This window comes from Pseudomonas syringae group sp. 243L2, from assembly GCF_032587875.1.
Classification (GTDB): domain Bacteria; phylum Pseudomonadota; class Gammaproteobacteria; order Pseudomonadales; family Pseudomonadaceae; genus Aquipseudomonas; species Aquipseudomonas amygdali.
Window position 1 is genome coordinate 195599 of record NZ_JAWHPL010000002.1, and the last position, 25802, is coordinate 221400.

Genomic DNA, 25802 nt, shown 5'->3' on the forward strand with positions numbered 1-25802 from the left:
CTGCATATACGACCGCCCTCCGCCACCCCTCCAAACCCAAAACCCTGCTCACGCCCTGGCTGGCCCGCGATGGTCTCTGCGATATCTGCAATTGCTACCGCGCTAGGGTAAACCACAAGGCCTGCTCCAAAGCGCGTCAGGCCCGTTATGCGCAGAGCGCGAAGGAATCGAAATCATGAGCAACGAATTCAAGCTGGTGCCGTCTGCCATCACGGCCGAAATTGAACAGCTGATAGGCCAGATAGCTGATGGAGGCTTTGACGATGAGCAAACGGCATGGGACATGCTCCTCGCCGTTGCGACGCACCAGCCAGACTCGACGCTTTGCAAATTCTACGAGGTGGAAGGTTATCCAGATCTTGTACGCGAGCTTGTCGGACACGTGAGCCAGCTACAAGATTCAGCAAAGCGCAATGTAAAACCTTGGGAAGACACTTTTCCACCAACACTGCTGCCAGCTTACATAGATCGCGTTAACGCTGAGAACTCTTCCGCCCAACCCGCCACGGCGAAGGTGGTGCTGCCTGAGCGACTGGACCTGCCGCATCGTGATGAGTTTGAAAGTGCCGACCAGCATGCAGCGGCGGTTGGCGAGGCCAAGACCTGGAACGCCTGCCTTGATGAAGTCGCCAAGCTGAACACCCCGCAGTAACCACCCCCTCTCAATCAATTCAATGTCAGCCGCGTGTGCGGCAAGGACGAAGTCATGCCCGAAAGAATTCCTTGCTCGGAGTACGACGCAACGAACGATCGCTGCAAAAGCGGCTTCCCTTTGCTGCATTCGATATGTCGTGGCATGCCGAGCGGATGCCACGCCTGTGGCGTGCCTGGGACAATGCCGATGTGTTTGCGCGAAGACCTCCCGCCTCACTTGATGCGCGCCGACGGAATGCCGCTTGGCTGGCCTGTCAATTAACCACTTCCGCCGCCAGCGCGGCCCGGAGCCAAGAATATGAGAAAAGAACTGATCAAGATCAGTGAGTTTCAGCGTCGGCGCTGGGGCGAGAACGGCACGCCGCCGTGCCCCCAGGCGATCCGAAATTACATCCGCAACGGCCAGCTCCCAGGTGAGCAAATTGGAAAGCTCTGGTATATCGACTGGGCCGCCTACAACAAAGCAGCAGGTAATGACCTGATCGCGATGGTATTGAAAGGAGCTGCATGATGGTCCCCCGACCGCGCAACAAATCAAACAAGGGCCTGCCCCAGAATCTGTACATGGACGACCGGCGCGGCACCTATCGATATCGCAGGCCTACTGACGGCAAGTGGTTTCAGTTTGGGACCGACCGAATCAAAGCGGTCGACGCGGCCAAGCAACTGAATCTGGCATTCATGCAGGGGGCAGATCTGGTCGAAACGGTGCTGGGCGTGACCTCTGAATCGTTTGCAGGCTTCCTTGATCACTATGAAGCAACCGTACTGCCGCCGAGGGAACTGGCGAAAGGAACACTTCAGCTGTACGCGGTTCACTTTCGGCGATTCCGTAGAGCGTTTGAAGGCAAGGCTGTGGATCAGATCAGCATCCGCATGGTTGCTGTGATGCTCGACGAATTGACGCCGCGTACCGCCAATCAGTGCAGAGCCCTGCTCATCGACATATTCAACCACGCCGCCGCTAAAGGCTTGTGCCCGGACAATCCTGCGGCCAGCACCATCAACCTAATCGAAAAGAAACAGCGCAAGCGCCATACCGTCGAGGGCCTGAAACTAATACGCGAGAAGTCGCCGGCCTGGCTACGGAACTCGATCGATCTGGCACTGATCACAGCCCAGCGCCGAACCGACATTTTGGACATGAAGTTTGAGGACGTGCGGGAAGGCTATCTGTATGTCATCCAGCAGAAGACGGCCAAGGCCAGTGACGCAGCCTGGATTCGATTCCGAGTGACGCCAGAGTTGCAGGCTGTCATCAGTCGGTGCAGGGACAACGTGGCTTCGCCCTATCTCGTTCACCGGCGCCCGGAGCGCCTGAAGCAAAAGCAGGCCCAGACCAAGGACCACTGGACGAAGATCGAAGAGCGATATTTGACACGCGCGTTCAAGGCAGCGCGAGAGGATGCTGGGTGCTACACGGATCGGAGTGACGAGGAAATGCCGGGCTTCCACGAAGTGCGGGCGCTGTCACTGCACTTATACAAGAAAGCCGGAAAGGACGGCCAAAAGATCGCCGGGCATGCGAGCGAGGATATGACGAAAAACTACCAGAAAGACCCCGCCGAAATTGTCTGGTCAGAGGCAGTTCCCGACCTCGATATCAGCCAGTTTTCGAATTAGTTTTGCGCAAGTTTTGCGCGGGTTTTGCGCAAGCCGGAAATTAAAAAGGGGATCAGCACCGTAAGTGACTGATCCCCTTAACAAAATATGGTCGGGACGGAGTGATTCGAACACTCGACCCCTAGCACCCCATGCTAGTGCGCTACCGGACTGCGCTACGCCCCGACTAGGCGTGTATCTGTTTTGCAACCTGCGAAAACGTTGAGAAATATACCCTAAGCATTTGAATTTTGGAAGTATCCTGGCTGCTCAATTACGCTTTGAGCATAACCAGTACGTCTTCCAGCTCGGCAATCATCTGCCGGATCATCTGCTTGTACTGCTGGGTATCGTCCTTCGGTTCCCCGGTGGTAAGACGAAGTCGGGCACCACCAATGGTGAAGCCCTGATCGTAGAGCAAGCCGCGGATCTGACGGATCATCAGCACGTCCTGGCGCTGATAATACCGGCGGTTTCCGCGTCGCTTGACGGGGTTGAGTTGAGGAAACTCCTGCTCCCAATAACGCAAAACGTGCGGTTTTACCGCGCAGAGCTCGCTGACCTCACCGATGGTGAAGTAGCGTTTGCCGGGGATCGGCGGTAGCTCATCGTTATGACTTGGTTCCAGCATATGCCTCAACTCGGGCCTTCAGCTTCTGCCCTGGACGAAAGGTGACCACACGGCGCGCCGTAATCGGAATTTCTTCACCGGTCTTGGGATTTCTCCCAGGCCGCTGGCGCTTGTCTCGAAGGTCGAAGTTGCCGAAACCTGACAACTTCACCTGCTCGTTATCTTCCAGAGCGTGCCTGATTTCTTCAAAAAACAGTTCAACCAGTTCCTTGGCTTCCCGTTTATTCAGGCCCAGCTCTTCGTACAGACGTTCGGCCATCTCAGCTTTCGTCAGAGCCCCCATACGCTACTTCCTTAACGTGGCGTTTAACCTCTCCTCAAGCGAGGTGAGGATAGCAAGTGTCGTTGCGTTTACCTCATCGTCATTAAGAGTGCGCGATGGATGCTGCCAGGTCAAGCCGACTGCAAGGCTTTTTCTATGTGGATCAATGCCTTTACCCTGGTAAACATCAAATAACCTGAGGTCTGTGAGCCACTCGCCTGCATTTTCACGAATAACGTCCAGAACCGCACTGGCCGAAACGTCGCGATCAGCCAGCAATGCCAGGTCGCGACGCACTTCCGGGAAGCGCGACAGCTCGTGGAATTTCGGCAGACGGCCTGTCGATACTTCAGCCAGAACCAGCTCGAAAACAAATACCGGACGATCCAGGCCCAGGGTTTTCGACAGTTCCGGGTGAATGGCGCCCAGGAAGCCGACTTCGCGACCATCACGCTCGATGCGAGCTGTCTGACCTGGGTGCAAGGCGGGATGCTGGCCCGGAGTGAAGGTGAACTCACCCAGCGCACCGGCAAAACCCAGAACCGCTTCGACGTCAGCCTTAACGTCGAAGAAGTCGACCGCATCACGGCCTTGCGCCCAACCTTCCGGCAGACGGCTGCCGCATACCACACCCGCCAGCATCGGCTCTTGCTTCAAGCCATCGAGCTGACCAACGAAGCGCAGGCCGCTTTCGAACATGCGTACGCGGTCCTGTTGGCGGTTAAGGTTGTGCTGCAGCGCTTTGACCAGACCCGGCCATAGCGAGGCGCGCATGGCGGCCATGTCATTGGAAATCGGGTTGGCCAGCAACAGTGGCTTGGCACCCGGCGAGAACAGTTCGAACCATTTCGGGTCGATGAAGCTGTAGGTAATCGCTTCCTGATAACCGCGGGCAACCAGCAGGCGACGCAGCTCGGGCAGATCGCCTTTGGCTTCGGCCTTGGCCTGAGGAGCAAGACGGGCTTGCGGATAACGAACCGGCAGACGGTTGTAGCCGTACAGACGAGCCAGTTCTTCGATCAGATCGACCTCAAGGCTGATGTCGAAACGATGACTTGGCACTTCGACACGCCACTGCCCGTCGGCTTCGGCAGTCACAGCAAGGCCGAGACCTGTCAGCAGACGCTCGATTTCGGCGTTTTCAATGACCAGACCGAGCATCTGCTCGACGCGGCTGGCGCGCAACGTAACCGGAGCAATCGATGGCAAATGCTGTTCGCTGACCACTTCTGTTATCGGGCCAGCCTCACCACCGGTGATTTCCAGCAGCAGGCCAGTAGCCCGCTCCATGGCTTCACGGGCCAGTTGCCAGTCAACACCACGCTCGTAACGGTGCGAGGCATCGGTGTGCAGACCGTAGGAACGCGCCTTGCCAGCCACCGAGATGGTGTCGAAGAAAGCACTTTCCAGGAAGATATCGCGAGTGCCGGCAGTCACGCCGCTGTGCTCGCCACCCATGACCCCGGCGATTGCCAGAGCACGCTGGTGGTCGGCAATGACCAGGGTGTCGGCACGCAGGCTGACTTCCTGACCGTCGAGCAGAACGAGCTTCTCGCCCTCCTCCGCCATGCGCACACGAATGCCGCCGTTGATTTCGGCTAGATCGAAAGCATGCAGAGGCTGACCCAGCTCGAGCATCACGTAGTTGGTGATATCGACAGCGGCATCGATGCTGCGCACGTCGGAACGACGCAGACGCTCGACCATCCACAGCGGAGTAGGACGCGACAGATCAACGTTGCGGATGACGCGGCCCAGGTAACGCGGGCATGCAGCCGGAGCCAATACTTCGACCGGGCGCACTTCATCGTGCACAGCGCTGACAGCAGCGATCTGCGGACGGGTGACGTCAGTGGCGTACAGCGCACCGACTTCACGCGCCAGACCTGCTACTGACAAACAGTCGCCACGGTTCGGGGTCAGGTCGACCTCAATGCTGGCGTCATCCAGGTTCAGGTAGACACGAATGTCTTCACCGACCGGCGCATCGGCGGCCAGCTCCATCAGGCCATCATTGCCCTCGCCGGCCTGCAACTCGGCAGCTGAACACAGCATGCCGTTGGACTCGACGCCACGCAGCTTGGCTTTCTTGATCTTGAAATCGCCCGGCAGCTCGGCACCGATCATGGCGAACGGAATTTTCAGACCGGGTCGCACGTTCGGCGCGCCACACACTACCTGAAAGGTTTCGCTGCCATTGCTGACCTGGCACACGCGCAGCTTGTCGGCATCGGGGTGCTGTTCGGTGCTCAGCACCTCGCCTACGACCACCCCACTGAAAACACCGGCGGCCAGCGTGACGCTGTCAACCTCAAGACCGGCCATCGACAGACGAGCAACCAGCTCGTCGCGGGAAACCTGCGGGCTTACCCAGCCACGCAGCCATTGTTCACTGAATTTCATCCTGCTCTCCTGAAAGGTTCGTTACGACTTAGCGAAATTGCGCGAGGAACCGCAAATCGTTGTCGAAGAACAGGCGCAAATCATTGACGCCGTAACGCAGCATGGCCAGACGCTCTACGCCCATGCCGAACGCGAAGCCCTGAAACTCTTCAGGGTCGATGCCCGACATGCGCAGCACGTTCGGGTGGACCATGCCGCAGCCCATGACTTCAAGCCAGCCAGTCTGCTTGCAGACACGGCAGCCCTTGCCGCTGCACATCACGCATTCCATATCCACTTCTGCCGACGGCTCGGTGAACGGGAAATACGAAGGACGGAAGCGCACGGCCAGCTCTTTCTCGAAGAACACCCGCAGAAATTCTTCGATGGTGCCTTTCAGGTCGGCAAAATTGATGTCGCGATCAACCAGCAGACCTTCGATCTGGTGGAACATCGGCGAGTGGGTAATATCGGAGTCGCTACGGTACACACGGCCTGGGCAGACAATGCGGATCGGCGGCTGTTGCGATTCCATGGTGCGGACCTGTACCGGTGAGGTATGGGTGCGCAGCAGCATGTTCGCATTGAAATAGAAGGTGTCATGCATCGACCGGGCCGGGTGATGGCCTGGGATGTTGAGCGCCTCGAAGTTGTGGTAATCGTCTTCCACTTCAGGGCCTTCGGCGATGCCGTAGCCAATGTGCGTGAAGAATTGTTCGATACGTTCCAGAGTACGGGTAATCGGGTGCAGACCACCTGAGGTCTGGCCGCGGCCCGGCAGGGTCACGTCGATGCATTCGGCGGCGAGTTTGGCAGTCAGTTCTGCCTGCTCGAACGATGCCTTGCGTGCATTGAGAACCTCTGTGACACGCTCCTTGGCAAGGTTGATCAGCGCGCCGACTTGCGGACGCTCTTCAGCTGGCAGGTTCCCCAGGGTCTTCATCACCTGAGTCAACTCGCCTTTCTTGCCAAGGTAGTGAACCCGAATTTGCTCCAGGGCATTGATATCTTCGGCGCTTTGCACAGCCTCAAGAGCTTGAGAGACCAGCGCGTCCAGGTTTTCCATGTACAGACTCCAGATACAAAATAGGGGAAGAGCTGAAGGCTCTTCCCCTATTTATGACGTTTAACACCGACGCCGGAGAACCGGGGCCAGTGATTGTCGGGGACTTAGGCCAAGGTGGCTTTAGCTTTCTCGACAATCGCAGCAAACGCCGCTTTTTCGTTCACTGCCAGATCAGCCAGAACCTTACGGTCGATCTCGATGGACGCTTTTTTCAGGCCGGCAATGAAACGGCTGTAGGACAGACCGTTAACACGAGCACCAGCGTTGATACGAGCGATCCACAGAGCGCGGAACTGACGTTTTTTCTGACGACGGTCACGGTAGGCGTATTGGCCTGCCTTGATTACCGCTTGCTTGGCAACACGGAATACGCGTGAACGCGCGCCGTAGTAGCCTTTTGCAAGTTTCAGAATTTTTTTGTGACGCTTACGGGCAATGACGCCACGCTTTACACGAGCCATGAGTTACTTCCTCTATATCTTGATCAAAATTAACGAAGGCGCAGCATGCGCTCGACTTTTGCCACGTCAGACGGATGCAGCAAGCTGCTACCGCGCAGTTGACGCTTACGCTTTGTCGACATTTTGGTCAGGATGTGGCTCTTGAAAGCGTGTTTGTGCTTGATGCCGTTGGCGGTTTTCAAAAACCGCTTAGCTGCACCACTTTTAGTCTTCATCTTTGGCATGTTCGGATACTCCGCATTCAGTTGATAAATATAACCGCAAGGCCTGCCGTGCCCTGGTGGTTATTTCTTCTTTTTCGGGGCGATGACCATGATCAGCTGGCGTCCTTCCATCTTAGGATGCTGTTCGACGGAACCGTATTCGAGCAGGTCACCTTCAACCCGCTTCAACAGCTCCATACCCAGCTCCTGGTGGGCCATCTCACGACCGCGGAATCTCAACGATACCTTGGCCCTGTCCCCGTCACTCAGGAAACGTACCAGGTTGCGTAGTTTTACCTGGTAATCCCCTTCCTCCGTCCCTGGACGAAACTTGATTTCTTTAACCTGGATCTGCTTCTGGTTTTTCTTCGCTGCAGCAACCTGCTTCTTCTTCTCGAAGATCGATTTGCCGTAATCCATCACACGGCAGACCGGAGGAAGTGCGTCGGCAGAAATCTCTACCAGATCCAGCTTAGCCTCTTCGGCAATACGAAGCGCTTCATCAATCGAGACGATGCCAATCTGCTCGCCGTCAGCGCCAATTAAACGAACCTCGCGGGCCGAGATATTTTCATTGATCGGGGCCTTGGGTGCAGCTCGTTTATCTTGTCTCATTTCACGCTTAATAATAATTACTCCGTATCTTGGCGACCACGCCGGGAAACCGCTTGTGCGAGGAATTCAGCGAATTGGGCAACCGGCATCGAGCCAAGGTCAGCGCCTTCACGTGTACGCACAGCGACAGTTTGCATTTCAACCTCCCGATCTCCAATCACGAGGAGATAAGGAACCTTGAGCAAAGTATGCTCGCGGATTTTAAAGCCGATCTTTTCATTTCTCAAGTCGGACTTGGCACGAAACCCGCTTTCAGCCAGAGTTTTTTCCACTTCAAGGGCAAAATCGGCCTGTTTGTCAGTGATATTCATGATCACTGCCTGAGTAGGCGCCAGCCAGGCTGGAAACGCGCCCTCGTAATGCTCGATCAGAATTCCGATGAAGCGCTCGAAAGACCCAAGGATCGCACGGTGCAACATGACCGGATTCTTGCGACTGTTGTCTTCCGAAACGTACTCGGCGCTCAAACGGATCGGCAAGTTGAAGTCCAGCTGCAAGGTGCCGCACTGCCAGACCCGGCCGAGGCAGTCCTTGAGGGAAAACTCGATTTTCGGACCGTAGAACGCACCTTCGCCCGGCTGCAGGTCATAGGGCAGACCAGCACTGTCGAGCGCAGAGGCCAGCGCCGTCTCGGCACGGTCCCAAAGCTCGTCGGAGCCTACACGCTTTTCAGGGCGAGTGGACAATTTGAGTTCGATGTCCTTGAAACCGAAATCGGCGTAGACATCCAGCGTCAGCTTGATGAATGCGGCAGATTCGGCCTGCATCTGATCTTCGGTACAGAAGATATGAGCATCGTCCTGAGTGAAGCCACGCACACGCATGATGCCATGCAAGGCCCCCGACGGTTCGTTACGGTGGCAGGCACCGAACTCGGCCAGACGCATCGGCAGCTCGCGGTAGCTCTTCAGGCCCTGATTGAACACCTGCACGTGGCAAGGGCAGTTCATCGGCTTGATCGCGTAGTCGCGGCTCTCGGACTCGGTGGTGAACATGTTGTCAGCGTAGTTGGCCCAGTGCCCGGATTTCTCCCAGAGCGAGCGATCAACCACTTGCGGGGTCTTGATCTCAAGGTAGCCATTCTCGCGCTGCACTTTGCGCATGTATTGCTCGAGCACCTGATACAGGGTCCAGCCCTGCGGATGCCAGAACACCATACCCGGCGCTTCTTCCTGGGTATGGAACAGGCCTAGGCGCTTGCCGATCTTGCGATGATCGCGCTTTTCGGCTTCTTCGATGCGCTGAATGTAGGCAGCCAACTGCTTCTTGTCAGCCCACGCAGTGCCGTAGACGCGCTGCAACTGCTCGTTCTTGGCGTCACCGCGCCAGTAGGCACCGGACAGCTTGGTCAGCTTGAACGATTTCAGGAAACGAGTATTCGGCACGTGTGGGCCACGGCACATGTCGACGTATTCTTCGTGGTAATACAGGCCCATGGCCTGCTCGTTTGGCATGTCTTCGACCAGGCGCAGCTTGTAGTCTTCATGACGGGCGGTGAACACCTCGATCACTTCAGCGCGCGGGGTGACTTTTTTGATGACGTCGTAATCTTTTTCGATCAGCTGCTGCATGCGCTGCTCGATCGCCGCCATGTCGTCAGGCGTGAAGGGGCGCTCGTAGGCGATATCGTAATAGAAGCCGTCGTCGATCACCGGGCCGATGACCATTTTTGCAGTCGGATACAACTGCTTGACCGCATGCCCGACCAGGTGAGCGCAAGAGTGACGGATTATTTCCAGCCCTTCCTGATCCTTGGGGGTGATGATCTGCAGGCTGACATCGTTTTCGATCAGGTCGCAGGCGTCGACGAGCTTGCCGTCAACCTTGCCGGCCACGGTGGCCTTGGCCAGCCCGGCACCGATTGAAAGCGCGACATCGGCTACGGAAACCGCATGATCGAATGAACGTTGACTGCCGTCGGGAAGAGTAATAGTTGGCATGGCGCCTCCTCTCCTAGTGGTGACCCCTACCAAAGGTCACGTGGGTTGGGATGAGCCAGTACGTGATCCGGTGGTATGCCTGCCTCACAGTGGCAGGAGCCTTGGGGCCAACCTTGAACCGGACCAGATGACTGGAATGTACGAAAAACCTGCCTGCGTCGCGTCCAAAGCCATCAGCCATGGGGACACTTGAAAATAACAGGACGCGCATCCTAGCACAGCTCGGCCGACACCGGACGTTCATATGCGTAAATCACGCCAAATAACACGTCACCTGAACTGGCAGGCGTGATGGGCGTCTTAACCAGTCAGGATCCTGTACGTTTCCTTGTTCACTAAAGTCAGCAAAAGGAGAACACCATGAAGCTTTCCCGTCTGTCCGCACTCCTCGCCTGCGCCGCCGTCATGGCCCCTTGGGGCGCTCAGGCTGCCATGGAAAAAACCGTGCAAGACACGTTCACCCAGGAATGCATCGCTGCGGCGAATCAGCACAAGCAAGATGCCAAGGCCGCGCAGGCTCATTGCGATTGCAGCGCCCGGGTAGTGAACAAGGAGTTTTCTCAGCAGGAAATCGAAGCATTGAGCAGTACCGATAGCGCTCCTGCCCCTGCATTGACGCAAAAACTGCAGAAACTGGTTGCCGAAAACTGCACCAAATCAAAATAAATCATTTTTTTTAACGCAGTAAAGCAGCTGCCTGAAATGCCGAGAGCTGCGCCCCGCCGCCAACCTGAAAGCCTTGCAGAGCGGGGCTTTCAGCATATCCCGAACAGTCTTGATGCAAGGCTGGCAGAGACATCATTTAGCCACTTTATGTGTATGACGCTTTGCATATGCAGCGACCCAGACTAAAGAGATCACCTTAGTAGCTGTCTTTTTGCGCATTTCGACTATGATAGGCTCGTGTGCCCAGTTGGCCTGAGCAGCACGTTATTGAAAATTATGTTTCTGGAGATACACCATGTCTAATCGCCAAACCGGCACCGTAAAATGGTTCAACGATGAAAAAGGCTTCGGCTTTATCACTCCACAGGGTGGCGGTGACGACCTGTTCGTACACTTCAAAGCGATCGAAAGCGACGGTTTCAAAAGCCTGAAAGAAGGCCAGACCGTTTCTTTTGTTGCTGCTAAAGGCCAGAAAGGCATGCAGGCAGAACAAGTCCGCGTTGACTGATTCATTCGGCGCAAAAAAACCCCGTCGCTGACGGGGTTTTTTATGCGCCACAGAAAAGTGCCGACTCAACCGCAGTTGATGCGTGTCACCTTTCCCGAAGCGTCGGTATTAACGTTTACCCGCTCGGATCGGTATTCCAACGTAACCATATCGTCAGGCCCGAGAATGCGGGCATCCTGAGAACCGGTACGGGCGCGCACTTGTGACAGAAGGTCGATGGACGCTGGCTTGCCGATTGCGAACTGGCCAAGCCCTGCGTCACAACGGCCGGGTATGGCGTTGGCGTTACTGGCGGATGCGGGAGCGTCTGCCTTGACGGACGCTTCAGCGCCCTTATCAGAGGACGTGCTGCTGCATCCCGCCAGCAACGACGCCACGACCACAAAACCCAATGTTGCGAACTTCCGGGGCATACACCCTCCTCTGCCAATAAAACATTCCAGACCTGTCCGACCGCACTCAGGCGCGTTGGTTGCACACCTCAGTTGAGAAGCCATCGGTAACCTGTTGATCTGCCTGGGCCGAGAGTCTGCCTTGGGATCACACAAGGCGCGCGGTGAAATCGTCACAAAACGTTTACAACCTATTGCCATAGACTCGGACTATCGGGATGAGATGTAAGTAGAAGTGTCAAAATGTGCGCGGGATGGTTTACTGCAAGAGACGCAAGCGCCGGGAAGCGAACAGCGTAGTGCGTGACCCTTTACTGGAGATCAACAGACATGACAGCCATAACTCTGGATGCAGACATCAAGGCCAGATGGCCTCAGGGCCACTGCTCGCACAGCCCCGGAAACCCGGAAGAGCTGATGATCATTGCCGTCGACCTGCTGATCAAGGAACTGGGCACCGAGGGCGCCCGCGCCTTCATCAGCCAGGTACTGAGCCGTTATGCCACGGCAGGACTGCCGGTCTGATGCACCTGTTGCAGCCCGCGTGATGGGTTACTTCAGTCGCGCCAGACGCTCGGTCAGCAGATCGAAGAAACCCTTAGCGTTGCCATTCTCGACCCAGAATACATTCTGCGGCTGCTTGAGCGTGCCGTACCAGTCAGCCACCGTCTGGCCGAAACCAATGCCCTCGCGGGTGTCGACCGTAACGTTGATCTGCCGCCCGGAAAACAACTCGGGCTTGAGCAACCAGGCAATGACACTGGCGTCGTGAACCGGCCCACCGGGCAAGCCGTAATGCTCCATGTCCAGTTTGACGTATTCATTGAGAATGCCGTCGACCAGCTTGCCGGCGTTATTGCCCAATGCGGCAATCTGCTTGAGGCGTTGTTCGCTGGTCAGGATCTTGTGGGTCACGTCCAACGGTACGTAAGTAAGCTTCACACCACTGGCCAGAACGATCTGCGCAGCATGCGGGTCGGCAAACAGGTTGAATTCGGCGACCGGCGTAATGTTACCGCCGTTGAAATGCGCGCCCCCCATGACCACCACTTCCTTGATGCCCTGGGTGATTTCCGGTGCCTGCACGAGCGCCAGCGCCAGGTTGGTCTGCGGACCGAGCATGGCGATAGTGATGCTGTGCGGCTTGGCCTTGCTCAAGGTGCGGATCAGGTAATCGACTGCATTACCGTCGGCCAACCCCTTGGCTGGCTCATGCACGGGCACGCCGGGCAACCCTTCCTGACCGTGAACGTTTTCTGCGTAGATAGGTGTGCGCACCAACGGTTTGGGCGCACCGGCATACACCGGCACTTCTTCACGCCCGGCCCATTCACGCGCCAGCCTGGCATTGCGCGAGGTCTTGTCCAGACGGACATTGCCGGCGACGGTGGTGATCGCCATCACGTTCAATTCTTCGGGTGACGCCAGCGCCAGCAGCAGCGCAACGACGTCGTCCGCGCCAGGGTCGGTATCGATGATCAGATCACGCTTTTCTGCCGCCTGAACGGCAGCGCTACTCAGTATGGACAAGAGCAATGCTCCACGAATGAACTGTCTGGAAAACTGCATCAACGTCATATGAAACTCCCTTTCTTGATAGCTAGAACACAACTCCGGAAACCAGCGCCACATTACTGTACGGCTGGCATTCTCCGGTACGGATGATTGCCCTGGCCTTGCGGCTCAATACTTTCAGGTCCTCATGGCTTATCCAGCGCTGCTGACCCAATTGATCATCGAGGTTCAGGCTTTCGATGACCTGCAATGCGGGCGGCTTGACCTCGGCCATTTCGTTGGCCAGCACATGGCTTTCGACCTGCATCTCACTCAGCACCACGTCCAGCACACTGACGAAATCAGGTACGCCGCGAGTCAGCGCCAGGTCGATCAGCTCGACGCCTGCCGGTACTGGCATTCCAGCGTCGACGATCATCAGGATGTCGCCATGCCCCAGCGACGCAATGACGCGAGACAGGGCAATGTTGAGTAGCGGGGTCTTTTTCATAGTGAATCGAATTCCTTTACTTCCTCGAACGTCGGGATGGACGGCTGGGCACCCGCGCGGGTCACGGATATGGCTGCCGCGGCCTGACCGAAGCGAATGGCCTGCGATTCACTCTGACCCGCCGCCAGTGCTGCGGCAAAACCACCAACAAAGGTATCACCTGCAGCGGTGGTGTCCACGGCCTGTACACGACGCGCAGGGATATGTTCCACGCCCGCAGCACTGGCGAACAGGGTTCCACGCTCACCCAGGGTAATGATTACGTTGCGCGCCCCGGCCGCCAGCATGGCCGCTGCCGCCTCTTCAGCCGCCGCCGAGGAGTCGACAGTCACACCTGTCAGGGTCTGCGCCTCGCTTTCATTGGGGATCAGATAGTCGATCAGGCCATACCAGTTTGCCGGCAAAGGCTCGCTGGCCGGGGCAGGATTGAGAATGACGGTCTTGCCCAGCGCGCGGGCGCGGGTCAGAGTGTGGAAAACTGTTTCAGTCGGCACTTCAAGCTGGCAGATGATGATCCCGGAACCCGCCAGCAATGCGTCGAAACGCTCGATCAATGCCGGAGTGAGCCGACCATTGCCGCCGGCAACAATGACAATTGCATTCTGACTGCTGGCGTCGACCACAATCGAAGCGATCCCGGTTGATACGCCTTCAACGACCGTCACGGCCTGACAGTCGATATGCTCGGCCAGCAATGCTGCACGCAGTTGTTCCCCGTAGGCATCGGCACCCACACAGCCGATCATCGCCACACTGCCACCCAGGCGCGCTGCGGCAACTGCCTGATTGGCGCCTTTACCGCCAGGCACGGTGTCGAACGTTTCCCCGCTCAGCGTCTCGCCGGGGCGCGGCAGACGCTGTGCGCGGATGACCAGATCCATGTTCAGACTGCCCACTATCACTATTTTTGCTTGCATGGCTCATTAATCCGTTGCTGTGCGTGCGCGTCATTCATTGGACAAAGTGTTCGGCGCTGCCGTGGACTCGCGCACCACGACGCAAGGCGTCACGAGTCTTTTTTCGACAGGAACTGTATGCGGTGCGGCGATTCGGTTTAACAACATTTCGGCGGCGGTTTCGCCCAGTTGCATGATCGATTGCCCCACGGTGGTGAGGGCCGGATAGACGTAGCGGCTCATCTGAATGTCATCAAAACCGATGACCGACAGATCCTGAGGCACGCGAATAGAACGCTCGGCGGCGGCGCGCAGCACACCGATAGCGATGACGTCGTTGCCGGCAAAGATCGCTGTTGGCGCATGACCGGCCAGCAGCAGCTTCGCAGCCGCATGGCCAGCCGAACTGGTAAATTCGCTGTGCACCGCCCAATCCGGGCCGACCTCGACAGATGCCTGCTGCATGGCCCGCCGATAACCCGCCAGGCGCATCTCGGCAACCATGCTGTCACGCGGCCCGCCAATGCAGGCAATGTGACGATGCCCCAGATCAAGCAGATGTCGGGTTGCCAGCCAGGCACCCTGCTCGTGATCGATGCGCACCATGTCAGCTTCGATGCCTTGCAGCTCGCGGTCGACGATTACCAGCGGCGTGCGCACCTCGGTGAGGCCACAGGCGACGCTGGCATCACCCGCCACAGACGAGACAATCAACCCGTCAACGCGCTTTTCCAGCAAAACACGCAGGTAACTGCGCTGTTTTTCCGGGTTGTCGTCGGAATTACAGAGGATCACGCAAAAACCGTTGCGCTCACAGTAGTCCTCGATGCCCCTCGCCAGCTCGGCGAAATACGGATTCATACCGTTGGGAATCAACAGGCCGATGGTCGATGTGCTCCTGGCCTTCAGCGAACGCGCCACGGCGCTGGGCACATAATCGAGCTGCGCGATGGCCGCCTCGACCTTGAGCCTGACCGGCTCGCTCACCGGCCGGGTCTTGTTTAGCACATGGGAGACCGTGGTGTACGAGATTCCCGCCAGCGCCGCGACATCCTTGATAGTCGCCATATCAGCCCTGGCGCCGTGCCCGGTGACTGCGGTAGGTGTCCAGCACTACTGCGATCACAATCACCGCACCAGTGATGATGCGTTTGGTCGGCTCGGTCGCACCGATCTGCGCCAGGCCTGCGGCCAGTACCGAAATGATCAGCACGCCGAAAAAAGTACTGATGATCGAACCGCGCCCGCCCATCAGGCTGGTGCCACCGATCACGACGGCGGCAATCACTTGCAGCTCAAGCCCGGCACCGGCATTCGGATCAGCCGCTTCCAGTCGCGATATCTGAAACAGCGCCGCCACACCGGCCAACAGGCCCATCAGCGAGAACACCAGAATCTTGTAGGGTTTGGGATTGATACCGGCCAGACGCACCGCTTCTTCATTGGTGCCGATGCCGATCAGGTAGCGACCAAAAACGGTACGGGTCAGCACCGCCTGAGCAATGAAAATAACCAGCAGTGCGATGATGAAGGACGGCGCGATACCGAACGCGATCGGGTCGGACAGCCAGGCGAACGAATCACCGATATAAGCGGTGCGCGAATTGGTCATCTGGTAGGCCGCGCCACGGGCCATCTCCAGCACACCGAGGGAGACGATGAACGAAGGGATGCGCCAGGCAACAGTAATGGAGCCGGTAATCGTACCGGCCAGGGTCGCGCAGGCGATGCCTAGCAAGGCGGCCGGGAACACACTCCAGCCCCAGCCCAGGATGGCCACACTCACAGCCGAAGCAGCCAGCGCCAGCACCGACCCAACGGACAGGTCGATACCGCCGATGATGAGGATCAGCGTCATGCCGACCGACAGCACCATCAGGTCAGGGATCTGGTTGGCCAGCATGCTGAATGTCTGATAGGACAGAAAGTGATCGCTGAGCAGGGAAAACAGCACGATCATCACCAGCAGCGCACCCGCCAGCCCGATGTAGGTGCCAAGACCAAAGTAATTGCCGCCGCGACGGGCCGGCACGGTCAGCGTCGGAGAAGGAGTATTTTTCATGAGTCGTTCCTGGGCGCGGCGTCATTGAGCAGCGCGTCACGTTTCTGATAACCGGCAAAGGCAGCGGCAAGCAATTGGTCCTGGGTCCAGCTGTCGCGCTCGAACGTGTCGATCAGGCGACCGGCAGACAGCACACCGATACGATCGCAGATCAACATCAGCTCGCGCAGATCACTGGAAACCACCACCAGCGCCCTGCCCTGACGGGTCAATTCGGCCAGCAGCGCGTAGATATCGAATTTGGCACCGACGTCGATGCCTCGCGTCGGCTCGTCGAACAGCATCACCGGGCAATCACGTTCCAGCCAGCGACCGATCACGACCTTCTGCTGATTACCGCCTGACAGCTCGGAGACCAGCTGGTCCGGACTGGAACTGCGAATACGCATGGCAGCCACCTGGCGCTGCGCCAGCTTCAGCTCGTCATCGGTGTTGACCAGGCCTGCTCTGGAGATCGAATGCATATTACCCAGCGCAATGTTGGCGCTGATTGACTGCGACATCAGCAGTCCTTCGCTCTTGCGGTCTTCCGTGATCAGGGCAATACCGTGCTCCACGGCGTCCGAGGGTGAACGGATGGTGACGGCTTGCAGTGGCTGCCCAACTTCAATCGCACCACTGTCGGCAACATCTGCACCGTAGATCAGGCGCAGCAACTCGGTGCGCCCGGCACCGATCAGCCCGGAAATACCGAAGATTTCACCTCGTCGCACATCGAACGAAACATCCTGAACCTTGCCTGCACGACTGAGCCCCTTGACTGACAGCGCTACTTCGCCAATCTGCCGGGCGCCCATGTCCATGTGTTCGCCAAGTTCACGGCCGACCATCAACGTGACCAGTTGCTCGCTGTTGTAGCGGGCAATCGGCTCGACGCACACCAGCTTGCCATCGCGCAGTACGGCTATGCGCTGAGACACCCTGGCAAGCTCCTCAAGCCGGTGGGAGATGTAGATGATCGAGACGCCACGAGCCTGCAGCCGCGTGATCTGCTCGAACAGCATTTCCACCTCGCGTGAGGTGAGCATGGCAGTAGGCTCATCGAGGATCAGCACATGGCAGTCGCCAACCAGGTTGCGAGCGATCTCGACCATCTGCTGATGACCGATCCCCAAATCGCCGACCAGCGTATCGGGATCAATAGCGTCCAGACCCACTTGAGCCATAGCCTTGATCGCATTTTCACGCAGGCGCTTGCGGTCGATCCAGCCAGCACGACGCGGCAGGTCGTCAAGGAACAGGTTTTCGGCAACGGTCAGGGTCGGCAGCAGGTTCAGTTCCTGCATGACCATGCGAACCCCGAGCTTTTCGGCCTGGGTACGACTCGCAGGTTCATAAGGCTGCCCTTGAAACTCCATGCGCCCGGTAGTGGGCGTCACCAGGCCGCCAATGATTTTCGACAAGGTGCTTTTACCGGCACCGTTTTCCCCGGTCAGGGCCAGCACTTCGCCACGCATCAACGTCAGATCGACGTCACCGAGCACGGGTTGAGCGTAGGTTTTACCGATGCCACTGACCGAAAGAACAGCTGTCTGAACAGACGCTGACATACATTTCTCCCAGCACCCGTCCTTCAAGGACGGGCACCTTTACGCGGTGTGGATCAAGGTTTGGTAACGAGTTCTACTGGCGTTTCGATGACGCCTTTTTCGTTGGTGTCGACCTTCTCGCCTTTGACCAGCTTCAACGCAGCTTCAATACCAAAGACCGCTTGTTTGGCTGCAAACTGGTCAGCAGTGGCCAACACTCGGCCGTCCTTGAGCATCGGTTTGATCGCGTTGATGTTGTCGTAACCCACCACCATGACCTTGCCAGCCTTGCCTGCTGCACGCACCGCAGAAACCGCCCCCAGCGCCATGCTGTCGTTACCGGCCAGCAGGGCCTTCAGGTTCGGGTATTCATTGAGCATCGCCGAAGCAACGGCGTTGCCCTTGTCGATTTCCCAGTTGCCGGACTGTACAGACACAACCTTCATCTGCGCTTTGTCCATGGCATCCTTGAAACCGGCGGTGCGTTGCTGAGCGTTAGTGGTGGTCGGCACGCCTTCGATAATGCCGACTTCGTCACCGCTCTTGAGCTGCTTGGCCAGGTAGTCGCCTACCAGCTCGGCACCTTTGCGGTTGTCCGGACCCACGAACGGGATCATCAGGCTTTTGCTTTTGAGCACGTCGGGATCAAGCTGGTTGTCGATATTGACGACTTTGATACCGGCGTCTGTAGCTTTCTTGAGCACCGGCACCAACGCCTTGGAGTCGGCAGGCGCGATCACCAGGGCGTCGACTTTGGAGACAATCATCTGCTCAACGATACGAATCTGCGCAGAGGTGTCTGACTCGTCCTTGATCCCGTTGGAAATAAGGTCGAAGTCGGTGGCGTGCTCTTTCTGATAAGCCTTGGCACCGTCTTCCATGGTCAGGAAAAATTCATTGGCGAGCGACTTCATCACCAATGCGACCTTAGGTTTTTCAGGCGTCTGAGCGTATGCAGCAGAGAGGGGCATGACTGCCGTGACAGCAGCGAACATGGCGACAGCGAGAAGGCGTCCAGCAAATGGCAGCTTCATGAGTTCATCTCCGATCTTGTGATTATTGTTCGGGCGAACGACGCAGGGTCGATGCAATGCATCAACACGCAAACGTTTGCGAGGGATGAACTATGAAAAAACCCGCAGGGTTTGTCAATCCGTCGGAAATGAAATCTGTTTGTACTGCTCGCCCCCAACGCACAGGGAACGAGCATTAGCGTTCAGTCGGATTTCACTCCTCCGGTCTGACCGTAGCCACTTCGTCGGCCTTGATTCGGACTCTCTTGCCGGAGATGTCTTCAAACTCGTAGAAACCATCACGACTCTTGGTCTTGGGCATGTCCTTGGTGATGTATTGTGTGCCGTTCTGAAGCGTGACGACCGAAGGCGTGGAACAGCCTGCCAGCAGTACAGCAGTTGCGGCCAGTAACGGAAACGTCAGTGACTTGATATTCATGCGCGACTCCGGGAGCGTTGGTTTTTCAAGACAATAGTGTGCCATTTCAAGCGCTTTATCTTACATAGATGTTGCGAAAGATCCGACACTGAAATACTGTATGCCCGTACAGCTAAAATCAGGAACCCTATCCGTGGCCAAACAAACCGCAGCGACCGCCTCCACTCCCGGCCCTTACGAGCGCATGGGCATGCGGGTACAGAAGATCATCAACTCGCCTACCGCGCAGAAATCCAGGGCTGCCCTGCTTTTTCGTCAACCGGATGAGTCAGAGGACGACTGGGCGCAGCTTCTTGAAGAAATAGCCGAGAACGACAACGTCACCCTCGCCTGGCGCGACGATGGTGGTGTGCAAATATTCTGGACGTTGCCGAAGGAAGACTGACGGCATGATGTTTCGATTCTCGACACTGCTTTGCACCACCCTGCTCATCACCGCTTCATTCAGCGCTCAGGCCCAAGCTCCGCGTACTTTCAGCGAAGCCAAGAAAGTCGCCTGGGGGTTATACGCACCACAATCGACCGAATTTTACTGCGGCTGCAAATACACCGGCAACCGGGTCGATATTGCTGGCTGCGGCTATGTCCCGCGCAAGAGCGCCAAGCGCGCCAGTCGCATTGAATGGGAGCACATTGTTCCAGCCTGGCAGATCGGCCATCTGCGCCAATGCTGGCAGAACGGCGGGCGCAAAAACTGCACAAAGACCGATGCCGTTTATAAACGCGCCGAGGCAGACCTGCATAACCTGGTACCCAGCATCGGCGAAGTGAATGGCGACCGCAGCAACTTCAGCTTTGGCTGGGTACCCGAGCAAAAAGGCCAGTACGGTTCTTGCCTGACGCAAGTGGATTTCAAGGCGAAAAAGGTCATGCCTCGCCCTTCCATTCGCGGCATGATCGCCCGCACCTACTTCTACATGAGCAAGCAATACAACTTGCGCCTGTCGCGTCAGGACCAACAGCTTTATCAAGCCTGGGACAAGACTTATCCGCCCCAGGCCTGGGAGCGCCAGCGCAACCAGCAGGTCGCCTGCGTTATGGGTCGGGGTAATGATTTTGTCGGCCCGGTAGACCTCAAGGCATGTAAATGAGGCTTGTTTCAAAACAGAAGATCTTCGTTTGGATGACCATTGGGTCATCCATTCATGCGTATGAGTGAATCCAAAACCACTCATCGGACAACTGGCAACGACATCTCGAAACAACGCGATTTTCGTTCTACGCTCTGAAGACAGCAACGTGACCGGAGAAGGCTTCTCGCGCATGCCCCACTGGAAAAATCACACTATTTTGATGGCATGCCGTCAGGCTTACGAGCAGGAAAGATGAATCATCAAACGGAATTTGAAATTCACTATCAGTTCAATGGCGAACCTCGTTGCTTTCTGCACCAGACCAGGCAAATGTGCCAGTGCGACGCATTGCACTGCGCAACGCTACACGCCGGCGTCGGCACAGTGAGTGGCAATATGTCTGCTGGGCCGATAGGAATGGCGACCTTGCAAGCCGAGCGTTTTGGCGTAACAGAAGTAAGCTGGAAAAGATCTTCGCCGCAGTACTGAAACATCACCCCTGATCAAAAAAATGGCCTTTCGACAAGGCCATTTTTTGTGTACATAAATCGCCAGACCACTGACGTTTAAATGGCAGGATAATCGCCTGTCCCCTCAGGCCAGGGCGTCAGCAGTTCAAAACCGGTCGAAGTGACTGCAACCATATGCTCCCATTGCGCAGACAATGAAAGATCGCTGGTCAGAACCGTCCAGCCATCCGGCAAGGTACGAGTACCGGCCCTGCCGGCATTGATCATCGGTTCGATGGTGAACACCATGCCCGGTTTTAGCCTGAGGCCCTTGCCCTGAGCGCCGTAGTGCAGAACCTGGGGCTCTTCATGGTACTTACGGCCAATGCCGTGCCCGCAATATTCACGCACCACACTGAAGCCTTCACGATGAGCGATGCTCTGAATGGCATAACCGATATCACCCAGCGTCGCCCCCGGACGCACTGCATGAATACCGGCGCGGGTTGCTTCGTAGGTCGTCTCGACAAGACGTTTTGCCAAGGGGCTGACCTCACCGACCAGATACATACGGCTGGTATCGCCGTACCAGCCATCCTTGATGACCGCGACATCGATATTGACGATATCGCCATCTTTCAGAATATCGGTGGCAGAAGGTATGCCATGACAGACCACTGCATTGGGAGAGATGCAGGTGGTCTTGGTAAAACCGTGATAGCCCACATTCGCGGGAATCACTTTCAACTCCTTGACGATGTACTCGTTGCAGATATCGTCCAGCGCTTCGGTGCTCACGCCAGCCTTGACGTAAGGCGTGATCATTGCGAGTACATCGGCAGCCAGCCTGCCGGCTATGCGCAACTGCACAAGGTCCTGTTCGGTCTTGATACCGATGGCGCTGCTCATGAGGCCGCCTTGGAAAGGCTGGACGCAGAAAGCTCTGCAACGTTGAAGTTCGAAGCAGTCAGCACCGTGCCGCCTGCGTTCTCGATACGGATCAACATCTGGCAGATCTCGCTGTAATCCAGTGCCGGGTGCAATTCGGCAAGCATGCCGATGCGCATCCAGTGCTCAGCCTGCGCATTGATGGAGCGACTGAGCGCAACGCTGGCAGAGCGCAGGTTGGCGTGCATGTTTTCGGAAATCTTTACCAGACCCATGATTCACCTCAAATTGAATATATGAAGCATATACGTTACATATACTCACAATCAACCCGAGACGCATCATGGCCGCTACCAGCAGCACTATTCCATCGCGCTGGCCTGACGGAATTCGCCACTCGCGCGGGCTGCCGCAATGGCTATCGATACATCCTGCTCGTAGCCATTGAACTGACGCAGACCTGCCGCCAGCCGGAGGAAATCCTCACGCTGCATTTCATTGACGGTAGAGAGGGTACGATGCTGCTGGGCAACCGGGCTTTGTACTGACGTTTGCACTGACTTAAGGGACATGACAGACCTCATTCGTTCTTTACTGTTCATGCATACAGTATTTAGAACCGAGCGCCGACACAAGACTGACTGCGACGAATGGTCAGCGAATTTGTAAACGGCTCAACCGCCCGCCAGACCCTGCAAGCGCTCCAGATCAGCCTCAGCGATGTCGATACCGTGCGCCATCGACCGCGCACGCTCGCTGTAGCGTCGGTCCCCCGGCAGTCGCTCCTGCCCTGCCCCGTGGAGCTGCCTTACCAGTTCCTCGCTACGTAGTGCAAAATGCTGACCGCTGCCTTTGTCCGGATCGATGACGATCAGCAACTGACCTGTCCAGGGTGTCCGCGCGCCGGGATGCTTCGACCAGTCGAACTCAAAGGAGAAGTTACCGCCTGTCAGCCCTGCCGCCAGCAGTTCGACCATCATCGACAATGCGGACCCCTTATGACCGCCAAAGGGCAGTAGTGCCCCGCCATCGAGAATGGCGCGAGGATCTTCAGTAGGCCGGCCCTCGCGGTCCACGCCCATACCCGCTGGTAGCAATCGCCCTTCCCGCGCTGCGATCTGAACATCACCATGGGCAATGGCGCTGGTTGCCAGGTCGAAAACAACAGGCTCGCCCCCCGCACGCGGTGCAGCGAAGGCAATAGGGTTGGTGCCGAACAGGGGCTGACGCGCACCGTGTGGCACAACGCAGGTCATACTGTTGACCATGCTCAGGGCGACCAGCCCCTGTTCGGCGAAAGGTTCGACATCCGGCCACAGCGCGGCAAAGTGATGAGAATTGCGTATCGCCAGAACCGCAATCCCGGCACTGCGCACTTTGTCGATCAGCAATGAACTGGCCGCCGCCAGCGCAGGCTGGGCAAAGCCGTTGCCGGCGTCGACCCTGACAAATGCAGCACCGACATCCTCGATCAACGGCACTGCCTTGCCATCCACCCAGCCGCTGTTCAGCGATGAGATGTAGCCAGGCATGCGAAAGATGCCATGACTGTGCGAGCCGTCGCGCTGAGCGCTGGCGCAGTTCTCGGCAAGCACATCGGCAACCTCCGGGGAGGTGCCGTGTGCAAGGAAGATCCGCCGCAACAGATCTGTCAGTTGCTGATATGAAACGCTCCGGACCGGCTGATCGTTAGGGATGGCGGACATCTGAGACTCCTGTTCATGTCATGGCAAGGTACCGGGAACAACCACACGAAATAACAGCACCGAGAGTAGCGCTGCAGGCCCTGCAAAAAAACTCCCTGCGCACTGCACGTACTCGATTGTCGCGGAAAGGTTTCAATGAGAGCTGCTTGCATTCACAAGGAATTACGCTGTGCGTTGACGGGTAATATCCTGCAAATGTTCTCTCTCCCTGACATCCAAGGGTAGAATGCGCCGACGGTATAGGCCGGAGCGCCCATGAGCGACCCTCTTTTCAGCAAGGCAGAACACGACGCGATCACCGATGCCGCTGCGCATTGGTGCATGCGCCTGCACGCCGAAGACTGCACCGCCGCAGAACGAAAAGCGTTCGAGCAATGGCTGAAAGCCCATCCTTTGCATGCGGTGGAGTATGAGGCGATGCGGGAAGTCTGGGACATTACCGGACAAATCGAACCGCTCAATCCGGCCCCGGCACTCCCGATTCAGGCTACACAGAACAACCAGCCCGTACTTCGTCGCAAGCGCCGCCTGGCACCACTCGCGGCTGCCGCGGCGGTCATTGCTCTGGCTGTGCCGGTCACCGGCTATGTGGGCTGGAATCAAGGCTGGCTGCCTGACGCCTATGAGTCCTACAACGCCGATACCGCGACGCGTCTTGTGGTACTGGCAGATGGCAGCCGTGCCGAACTGAACCTCGGCACCGAGCTGACCTACGCGAACTACAAGGATCGACGCAGCGTCACGCTGAAAAAGGGTGAGGCGTTCTTTGAGGTCAGCCACGACAACACACACCCTTTTGTAGTCGATGCCGGCAAGGGCAGCATCAAGGTCACGGGCACACGCTTCAATGTGTGGATGTATCAGGACCAGGTACGTGTAACGCTGGTCGAGGGCTCGGTTCAGGTCAGCAGTGATCGCGCACATCCGTCGTCAAGCCATCATCTTGACCCTGGCATGCAGGCCAGCTACAAGGCAGGCGACGACGCGCCCCTGATCAGCCAGACCGACACAAAGGATTCGAGCCTGGCGTGGCGTAATGGCAAGCTGATCTTCAATGATCTGCCTCTCAGCCAGGCCTTGCCACTGATCAATCGCTACCTGCAAACGCCTATTCTGCTGGCCGATACCGCAACCGGTGCCATGCGCCTTGGCGGCAGTTTCAACACGCGCGACCTGTCCAGCCTGCTGGCCTCTCTGCCCAAGGTGCTGCCGGTTTACGTCACGCAGAACCAGAACGGCAACCCGGTGCTCAACCGCCGGATACCCGACGCTCCGAAAGGCTGAGCGCTCTCGCGCACCTGACTGACGCAGAGCGATTTTGTATCCGCCGATAGCCGGATCAACCGTCCCCTCGCGACTGCCCGATCTTCATCTACCCTGAAACGCACAGCGCTGCGGCCACCCCATGCGTGTTGGCGTTTTTATTTTTTTCCATTGATAACTGAGGTTTTGCTGCGCTCGTTCGTCTTAGTAACTGAGATTGTTTTAAAAAGCCTGAAAAGGAGTTTGTGGATGTTCAATCGCCAAGGAATCACGACTCGCAACCTGCTGCGCCAAACAGCACTGGCTGCGCAGGCACAGTCGCCCGCTCTGGAGACAGAGCGGCCCGGAAACGAGCACATCCGACTGCTCCTGAAAAGCTTTGGTCTGCGTACCAGCCTGGTCAGGCTCAAGGTGCTCGATGCGCTTCTGGTATCGAGCGAGGAAGGCCAGCCATTGGGAGTACGGGGCGTGCACAGCCAGCTGCTCAGGCTTGATGTACCGCTGTCGTTTCTAAGTGTGCGCGAAGTGCTCAAGCGCCTGTGCGATGAAGGCGTGATTCACCTCAATGACGACAAGACCTACAGCCTGCACCCTCGTGCCCGACAATGGCTGGGTGATGCGAGCAAGGATGGTGCCCAGTAAAACGGGCCTCGTCATCCTTGCCACTTGCCGCGCTTACCGCTTGACCTTGCGGCGCATGATCCCGTTAAGAATCACGACCAGTACGGCCACGCTGATTGCGATGTACTGAAAGGTTTTTTCGGTGATGACACCGCTGTTTTGCAGGTGCGACAAGCCCAGCATGATCGCCAGAACGCCGAGGGCGATCAGAATCGAGTAAATCAAACGCTGCTTGTTGGTCATAACGGTTTCCTGAATGCTCGTGAGCGGGCAGTTGGCACTGCCTGTTTGCGCGCATAGCTTACGCCGATGCGCGACGAATGGCATCGTCAGCCTGCCCTGCTCCCCTCCTTCGCATCCTTCACGCGCCCTCTATCAACCGCGTTGATTATTGTCATGCCGCGATGAACGTTGCCGTGTAAAACTCCCATGCTTTAATACCGCCCTGCTCAAACAGTGTGTTCAATTATTACCAA

At 57.2% G+C, this 25802-nt stretch carries 33 protein-coding genes and 1 tRNA gene; 11 read left to right on the plus strand and 23 right to left on the minus strand.

All coding sequences use genetic code 11. The annotated features are described in order from the left end of the window. Nucleotides 1-175 precede the first annotated feature (175 nt). The 3 genes from RYB66_RS00960 to RYB66_RS00970 all read left to right on the plus strand — a co-directional run bounded on the left by RYB66_RS00960 (nt 176) and on the right by RYB66_RS00970 (nt 2277). The gene (locus RYB66_RS00960; RefSeq protein WP_005779793.1) at nt 176-652 is read left to right on the plus strand and encodes a hypothetical protein; all 477 of its coding nucleotides are present in this window, start codon (nt 176-178) and stop codon (nt 650-652) included. A gap of 300 nt (nt 653-952) precedes the next feature. Next, on the plus strand, nt 953-1165 hold the full coding sequence (locus tag RYB66_RS00965) for a hypothetical protein (protein WP_005753573.1): 213 nt from the start codon (nt 953-955) through the stop codon (nt 1163-1165). Beyond that, nucleotides 1165-2277, plus strand: coding sequence for a tyrosine-type recombinase/integrase (locus tag RYB66_RS00970; RefSeq protein WP_005779795.1), 1113 nt, complete (start codon nt 1165-1167; stop codon nt 2275-2277). The genes RYB66_RS00965 and RYB66_RS00970 overlap by 1 nt, the downstream gene beginning before the upstream one ends. 88 nt (nt 2278-2365) lie before the next feature. Here the strand turns inward: RYB66_RS00970 and RYB66_RS00975 are convergent. The 9 genes from RYB66_RS00975 to thrS form a co-directional block, all read right to left on the minus strand. Further along, nucleotides 2366-2442 (minus strand) — tRNA-Pro (locus RYB66_RS00975). A gap of 88 nt (nt 2443-2530) precedes the next feature. Next, a complete protein-coding gene (locus tag RYB66_RS00980; RefSeq protein WP_002553165.1) occupies nt 2531-2887 on the minus strand; it encodes a MerR family transcriptional regulator in 357 nt (118 codons plus the stop codon). Continuing rightward, the gene (gene ihfA, locus RYB66_RS00985; protein WP_002553164.1) at nt 2868-3170 is read right to left on the minus strand and encodes an integration host factor subunit alpha; all 303 of its coding nucleotides are present in this window, start codon (nt 3168-3170) and stop codon (nt 2868-2870) included. Before ihfA ends, RYB66_RS00980 begins: the two co-directional genes overlap by 20 nt. A gap of 3 nt (nt 3171-3173) precedes the next feature. Beyond that, nucleotides 3174-5552 carry a phenylalanine--tRNA ligase subunit beta gene (pheT, locus tag RYB66_RS00990; RefSeq protein WP_316893542.1) on the minus strand — a complete coding sequence of 793 codons (2379 nt, stop codon included), beginning with the start codon at nt 5550-5552 and terminating at the stop codon, nt 3174-3176. A gap of 28 nt (nt 5553-5580) precedes the next feature. After that, a complete protein-coding gene (gene pheS / locus RYB66_RS00995) occupies nt 5581-6597 on the minus strand; it encodes a phenylalanine--tRNA ligase subunit alpha (RefSeq protein ID WP_005746769.1) in 1017 nt (338 codons plus the stop codon). A 104-nt stretch (nt 6598-6701) separates the two neighbouring features. Further along, the gene (rplT, locus tag RYB66_RS01000) at nt 6702-7058 is read right to left on the minus strand and encodes a 50S ribosomal protein L20 (RefSeq protein WP_002553161.1); all 357 of its coding nucleotides are present in this window, start codon (nt 7056-7058) and stop codon (nt 6702-6704) included. A gap of 29 nt (nt 7059-7087) precedes the next feature. After that, nucleotides 7088-7282: a 50S ribosomal protein L35 gene (gene rpmI / locus RYB66_RS01005; protein WP_002553160.1), complete on the minus strand. Its 195-nt coding sequence runs from the start codon at nt 7280-7282 to the stop codon at nt 7088-7090. Between the two features lie 60 nt (nt 7283-7342). Further along, nucleotides 7343-7894, minus strand: a complete 552-nt coding sequence (infC, locus tag RYB66_RS01010) for a translation initiation factor IF-3 (protein WP_170855886.1) — start codon at nt 7892-7894, stop codon at nt 7343-7345. Next, nucleotides 7894-9816 carry a threonine--tRNA ligase gene (gene thrS / locus RYB66_RS01015; protein WP_005746771.1) on the minus strand — a complete coding sequence of 641 codons (1923 nt, stop codon included), beginning with the start codon at nt 9814-9816 and terminating at the stop codon, nt 7894-7896. Before thrS ends, infC begins: the two co-directional genes overlap by 1 nt. A 360-nt stretch (nt 9817-10176) precedes the next feature. Here thrS and RYB66_RS01020 point away from each other — a divergent pair, with 360 nt between their 5' ends. After that, complete coding sequence (locus RYB66_RS01020) at nt 10177-10482, plus strand: hypothetical protein (RefSeq protein ID WP_004662375.1); 306 nt, start codon at nt 10177-10179, stop codon at nt 10480-10482. A gap of 295 nt (nt 10483-10777) precedes the next feature. After that, a complete protein-coding gene (locus tag RYB66_RS01025) occupies nt 10778-10990 on the plus strand; it encodes a cold-shock protein (protein WP_002553156.1) in 213 nt (70 codons plus the stop codon). A 65-nt stretch (nt 10991-11055) separates the two neighbouring features. Here RYB66_RS01025 and RYB66_RS01030 read toward each other — a convergent pair whose 3' ends face one another. After that, on the minus strand, nt 11056-11403 hold the full coding sequence (locus tag RYB66_RS01030; protein ID WP_005779800.1) for an I78 family peptidase inhibitor: 348 nt from the start codon (nt 11401-11403) through the stop codon (nt 11056-11058). 309 nt (nt 11404-11712) lie between these two features. Between RYB66_RS01030 and RYB66_RS01035 the strand changes: the two genes are divergently transcribed. Then, a complete protein-coding gene (locus tag RYB66_RS01035) occupies nt 11713-11907 on the plus strand; it encodes a hypothetical protein (RefSeq protein ID WP_002553154.1) in 195 nt (64 codons plus the stop codon). A 27-nt stretch (nt 11908-11934) separates the two neighbouring features. Here RYB66_RS01035 and RYB66_RS01040 read toward each other — a convergent pair whose 3' ends face one another. The 8 genes from RYB66_RS01040 to RYB66_RS01075 all read right to left on the minus strand — a co-directional run bounded on the left by RYB66_RS01040 (nt 11935) and on the right by RYB66_RS01075 (nt 19326). Next, a complete protein-coding gene (locus RYB66_RS01040) occupies nt 11935-12960 on the minus strand; it encodes a nucleoside hydrolase (protein WP_316893543.1) in 1026 nt (341 codons plus the stop codon). Nucleotides 12961-12982: 22 nt separating this feature from the next. Then, nucleotides 12983-13387 carry a D-ribose pyranase gene (rbsD, locus tag RYB66_RS01045; protein ID WP_002553152.1) on the minus strand — a complete coding sequence of 135 codons (405 nt, stop codon included), beginning with the start codon at nt 13385-13387 and terminating at the stop codon, nt 12983-12985. Continuing rightward, nucleotides 13384-14304, minus strand: coding sequence for a ribokinase (rbsK, locus tag RYB66_RS01050; protein ID WP_316893544.1), 921 nt, complete (start codon nt 14302-14304; stop codon nt 13384-13386). Before rbsK ends, rbsD begins: the two co-directional genes overlap by 4 nt. Before the next feature lie 30 nt (nt 14305-14334). Continuing rightward, nucleotides 14335-15351, minus strand: a complete 1017-nt coding sequence (locus tag RYB66_RS01055) for a LacI family DNA-binding transcriptional regulator (RefSeq protein ID WP_002553149.1) — start codon at nt 15349-15351, stop codon at nt 14335-14337. A gap of 1 nt (nt 15352) precedes the next feature. After that, a complete protein-coding gene (locus RYB66_RS01060; protein WP_002553148.1) occupies nt 15353-16345 on the minus strand; it encodes an ABC transporter permease in 993 nt (330 codons plus the stop codon). Further along, nucleotides 16342-17895, minus strand: coding sequence for a sugar ABC transporter ATP-binding protein (locus RYB66_RS01065; protein WP_016981984.1), 1554 nt, complete (start codon nt 17893-17895; stop codon nt 16342-16344). The genes RYB66_RS01060 and RYB66_RS01065 overlap by 4 nt, the downstream gene beginning before the upstream one ends. A 53-nt stretch (nt 17896-17948) precedes the next feature. Continuing rightward, nucleotides 17949-18869 (minus strand): sugar ABC transporter substrate-binding protein, encoded by a 921-nt coding sequence (locus RYB66_RS01070; RefSeq protein WP_371875231.1) that lies wholly within the window; start codon nt 18867-18869, stop codon nt 17949-17951. Nucleotides 18870-19101: 232 nt separating this feature from the next. Then, nucleotides 19102-19326 (minus strand): YgdI/YgdR family lipoprotein, encoded by a 225-nt coding sequence (locus RYB66_RS01075; RefSeq protein ID WP_002553145.1) that lies wholly within the window; start codon nt 19324-19326, stop codon nt 19102-19104. Between the two features lie 133 nt (nt 19327-19459). On the opposite strand from RYB66_RS01075, the gene RYB66_RS01080 reads away from it, so the two are divergent. From RYB66_RS01080 to RYB66_RS01090, 3 genes are all read left to right on the plus strand, one after another. Continuing rightward, on the plus strand, nt 19460-19711 hold the full coding sequence (locus tag RYB66_RS01080; protein ID WP_004662361.1) for a DUF1654 domain-containing protein: 252 nt from the start codon (nt 19460-19462) through the stop codon (nt 19709-19711). 4 nt (nt 19712-19715) lie between these two features. Next, complete coding sequence (locus RYB66_RS01085; RefSeq protein WP_005732586.1) at nt 19716-20417, plus strand: endonuclease; 702 nt, start codon at nt 19716-19718, stop codon at nt 20415-20417. Nucleotides 20418-20651: 234 nt separating this feature from the next. After that, nucleotides 20652-20888 carry a DUF6555 family protein gene (locus tag RYB66_RS01090; protein ID WP_039847515.1) on the plus strand — a complete coding sequence of 79 codons (237 nt, stop codon included), beginning with the start codon at nt 20652-20654 and terminating at the stop codon, nt 20886-20888. Between the two features lie 77 nt (nt 20889-20965). Here the strand turns inward: RYB66_RS01090 and map are convergent, their stop codons facing one another. The 4 genes from map to RYB66_RS01110 form a co-directional block, all read right to left on the minus strand. Further along, complete coding sequence (gene map, locus RYB66_RS01095; protein ID WP_002553141.1) at nt 20966-21757, minus strand: type I methionyl aminopeptidase; 792 nt, start codon at nt 21755-21757, stop codon at nt 20966-20968. Beyond that, nucleotides 21754-22011, minus strand: coding sequence for a ParD-like family protein (locus tag RYB66_RS01100; RefSeq protein ID WP_002553140.1), 258 nt, complete (start codon nt 22009-22011; stop codon nt 21754-21756). Before RYB66_RS01100 ends, map begins: the two co-directional genes overlap by 4 nt. 87 nt (nt 22012-22098) lie before the next feature. Then, a complete protein-coding gene (locus RYB66_RS01105) occupies nt 22099-22308 on the minus strand; it encodes a hypothetical protein (RefSeq protein WP_004662355.1) in 210 nt (69 codons plus the stop codon). 102 nt (nt 22309-22410) lie between these two features. After that, complete coding sequence (locus tag RYB66_RS01110; RefSeq protein ID WP_005779808.1) at nt 22411-23442, minus strand: Ldh family oxidoreductase; 1032 nt, start codon at nt 23440-23442, stop codon at nt 22411-22413. A 255-nt stretch (nt 23443-23697) separates the two neighbouring features. Here RYB66_RS01110 and RYB66_RS01115 point away from each other — a divergent pair, with 255 nt between their 5' ends. Beyond that, nucleotides 23698-24726 (plus strand): FecR family protein, encoded by a 1029-nt coding sequence (locus tag RYB66_RS01115; protein WP_005779809.1) that lies wholly within the window; start codon nt 23698-23700, stop codon nt 24724-24726. Nucleotides 24727-24954: 228 nt separating this feature from the next. Further along, nucleotides 24955-25347: a hypothetical protein gene (locus RYB66_RS01120; protein ID WP_005779811.1), complete on the plus strand. Its 393-nt coding sequence runs from the start codon at nt 24955-24957 to the stop codon at nt 25345-25347. A 33-nt stretch (nt 25348-25380) separates the two neighbouring features. On the opposite strand, the gene RYB66_RS01125 is transcribed toward RYB66_RS01120, so the two are convergent. Continuing rightward, nucleotides 25381-25569, minus strand: coding sequence for a hypothetical protein (locus RYB66_RS01125; RefSeq protein WP_005779813.1), 189 nt, complete (start codon nt 25567-25569; stop codon nt 25381-25383). Nucleotides 25570-25802: the final 233 nt, after the last annotated feature.

Bases quoted from the DNA above. Each gene is read 5' to 3' on its own strand.
- RYB66_RS00960 (WP_005779793.1), top strand. From the start codon at position 176: ATGAGCAACGAATTCAAGCTGGTGCCGTCTGCCATCACGGCCGAAATT.
- RYB66_RS00965 (WP_005753573.1), top strand. From the start codon at position 953: ATGAGAAAAGAACTGATCAAGATCAGTGAGTTTCAGCGTCGGCGCTGG.
- RYB66_RS00970 (WP_005779795.1), top strand. From the start codon at position 1,165: ATGGTCCCCCGACCGCGCAACAAATCAAACAAGGGCCTGCCCCAGAAT.
- RYB66_RS00980 (WP_002553165.1), bottom strand. From the start codon at position 2,887: ATGCTGGAACCAAGTCATAACGATGAGCTACCGCCGATCCCCGGCAAA.
- ihfA (WP_002553164.1), bottom strand. From the start codon at position 3,170: ATGGGGGCTCTGACGAAAGCTGAGATGGCCGAACGTCTGTACGAAGAG.
- pheT (WP_316893542.1), bottom strand. From the start codon at position 5,552: ATGAAATTCAGTGAACAATGGCTGCGTGGCTGGGTAAGCCCGCAGGTT.
- pheS (WP_005746769.1), bottom strand. From the start codon at position 6,597: ATGGAAAACCTGGACGCGCTGGTCTCTCAAGCTCTTGAGGCTGTGCAA.
- rplT (WP_002553161.1), bottom strand. From the start codon at position 7,058: ATGGCTCGTGTAAAGCGTGGCGTCATTGCCCGTAAGCGTCACAAAAAA.
- rpmI (WP_002553160.1), bottom strand. From the start codon at position 7,282: ATGCCAAAGATGAAGACTAAAAGTGGTGCAGCTAAGCGGTTTTTGAAA.
- thrS (WP_005746771.1), bottom strand. From the start codon at position 9,816: ATGCCAACTATTACTCTTCCCGACGGCAGTCAACGTTCATTCGATCAT.
- RYB66_RS01020 (WP_004662375.1), top strand. From the start codon at position 10,177: ATGAAGCTTTCCCGTCTGTCCGCACTCCTCGCCTGCGCCGCCGTCATG.
- RYB66_RS01025 (WP_002553156.1), top strand. From the start codon at position 10,778: ATGTCTAATCGCCAAACCGGCACCGTAAAATGGTTCAACGATGAAAAA.
- RYB66_RS01030 (WP_005779800.1), bottom strand. From the start codon at position 11,403: ATGCCCCGGAAGTTCGCAACATTGGGTTTTGTGGTCGTGGCGTCGTTG.
- RYB66_RS01035 (WP_002553154.1), top strand. From the start codon at position 11,713: ATGACAGCCATAACTCTGGATGCAGACATCAAGGCCAGATGGCCTCAG.
- RYB66_RS01040 (WP_316893543.1), bottom strand. From the start codon at position 12,960: ATGACGTTGATGCAGTTTTCCAGACAGTTCATTCGTGGAGCATTGCTC.
- rbsD (WP_002553152.1), bottom strand. From the start codon at position 13,387: ATGAAAAAGACCCCGCTACTCAACATTGCCCTGTCTCGCGTCATTGCG.
- rbsK (WP_316893544.1), bottom strand. From the start codon at position 14,304: ATGCAAGCAAAAATAGTGATAGTGGGCAGTCTGAACATGGATCTGGTC.
- RYB66_RS01055 (WP_002553149.1), bottom strand. From the start codon at position 15,351: ATGGCGACTATCAAGGATGTCGCGGCGCTGGCGGGAATCTCGTACACC.
- RYB66_RS01060 (WP_002553148.1), bottom strand. From the start codon at position 16,345: ATGAAAAATACTCCTTCTCCGACGCTGACCGTGCCGGCCCGTCGCGGC.
- RYB66_RS01065 (WP_016981984.1), bottom strand. From the start codon at position 17,895: ATGTCAGCGTCTGTTCAGACAGCTGTTCTTTCGGTCAGTGGCATCGGT.
- RYB66_RS01070 (WP_371875231.1), bottom strand. From the start codon at position 18,869: ATGTTCGCTGCTGTCACGGCAGTCATGCCCCTCTCTGCTGCATACGCT.
- RYB66_RS01075 (WP_002553145.1), bottom strand. From the start codon at position 19,326: ATGAATATCAAGTCACTGACGTTTCCGTTACTGGCCGCAACTGCTGTA.
- RYB66_RS01085 (WP_005732586.1), top strand. From the start codon at position 19,716: ATGATGTTTCGATTCTCGACACTGCTTTGCACCACCCTGCTCATCACC.
- RYB66_RS01090 (WP_039847515.1), top strand. From the start codon at position 20,652: ATGAATCATCAAACGGAATTTGAAATTCACTATCAGTTCAATGGCGAA.
- map (WP_002553141.1), bottom strand. From the start codon at position 21,757: ATGAGCAGCGCCATCGGTATCAAGACCGAACAGGACCTTGTGCAGTTG.
- RYB66_RS01100 (WP_002553140.1), bottom strand. From the start codon at position 22,011: ATGGGTCTGGTAAAGATTTCCGAAAACATGCACGCCAACCTGCGCTCT.
- RYB66_RS01105 (WP_004662355.1), bottom strand. From the start codon at position 22,308: ATGTCCCTTAAGTCAGTGCAAACGTCAGTACAAAGCCCGGTTGCCCAG.
- RYB66_RS01110 (WP_005779808.1), bottom strand. From the start codon at position 23,442: ATGTCCGCCATCCCTAACGATCAGCCGGTCCGGAGCGTTTCATATCAG.
- RYB66_RS01115 (WP_005779809.1), top strand. From the start codon at position 23,698: ATGAGCGACCCTCTTTTCAGCAAGGCAGAACACGACGCGATCACCGAT.
- RYB66_RS01120 (WP_005779811.1), top strand. From the start codon at position 24,955: ATGTTCAATCGCCAAGGAATCACGACTCGCAACCTGCTGCGCCAAACA.
- RYB66_RS01125 (WP_005779813.1), bottom strand. From the start codon at position 25,569: ATGACCAACAAGCAGCGTTTGATTTACTCGATTCTGATCGCCCTCGGC.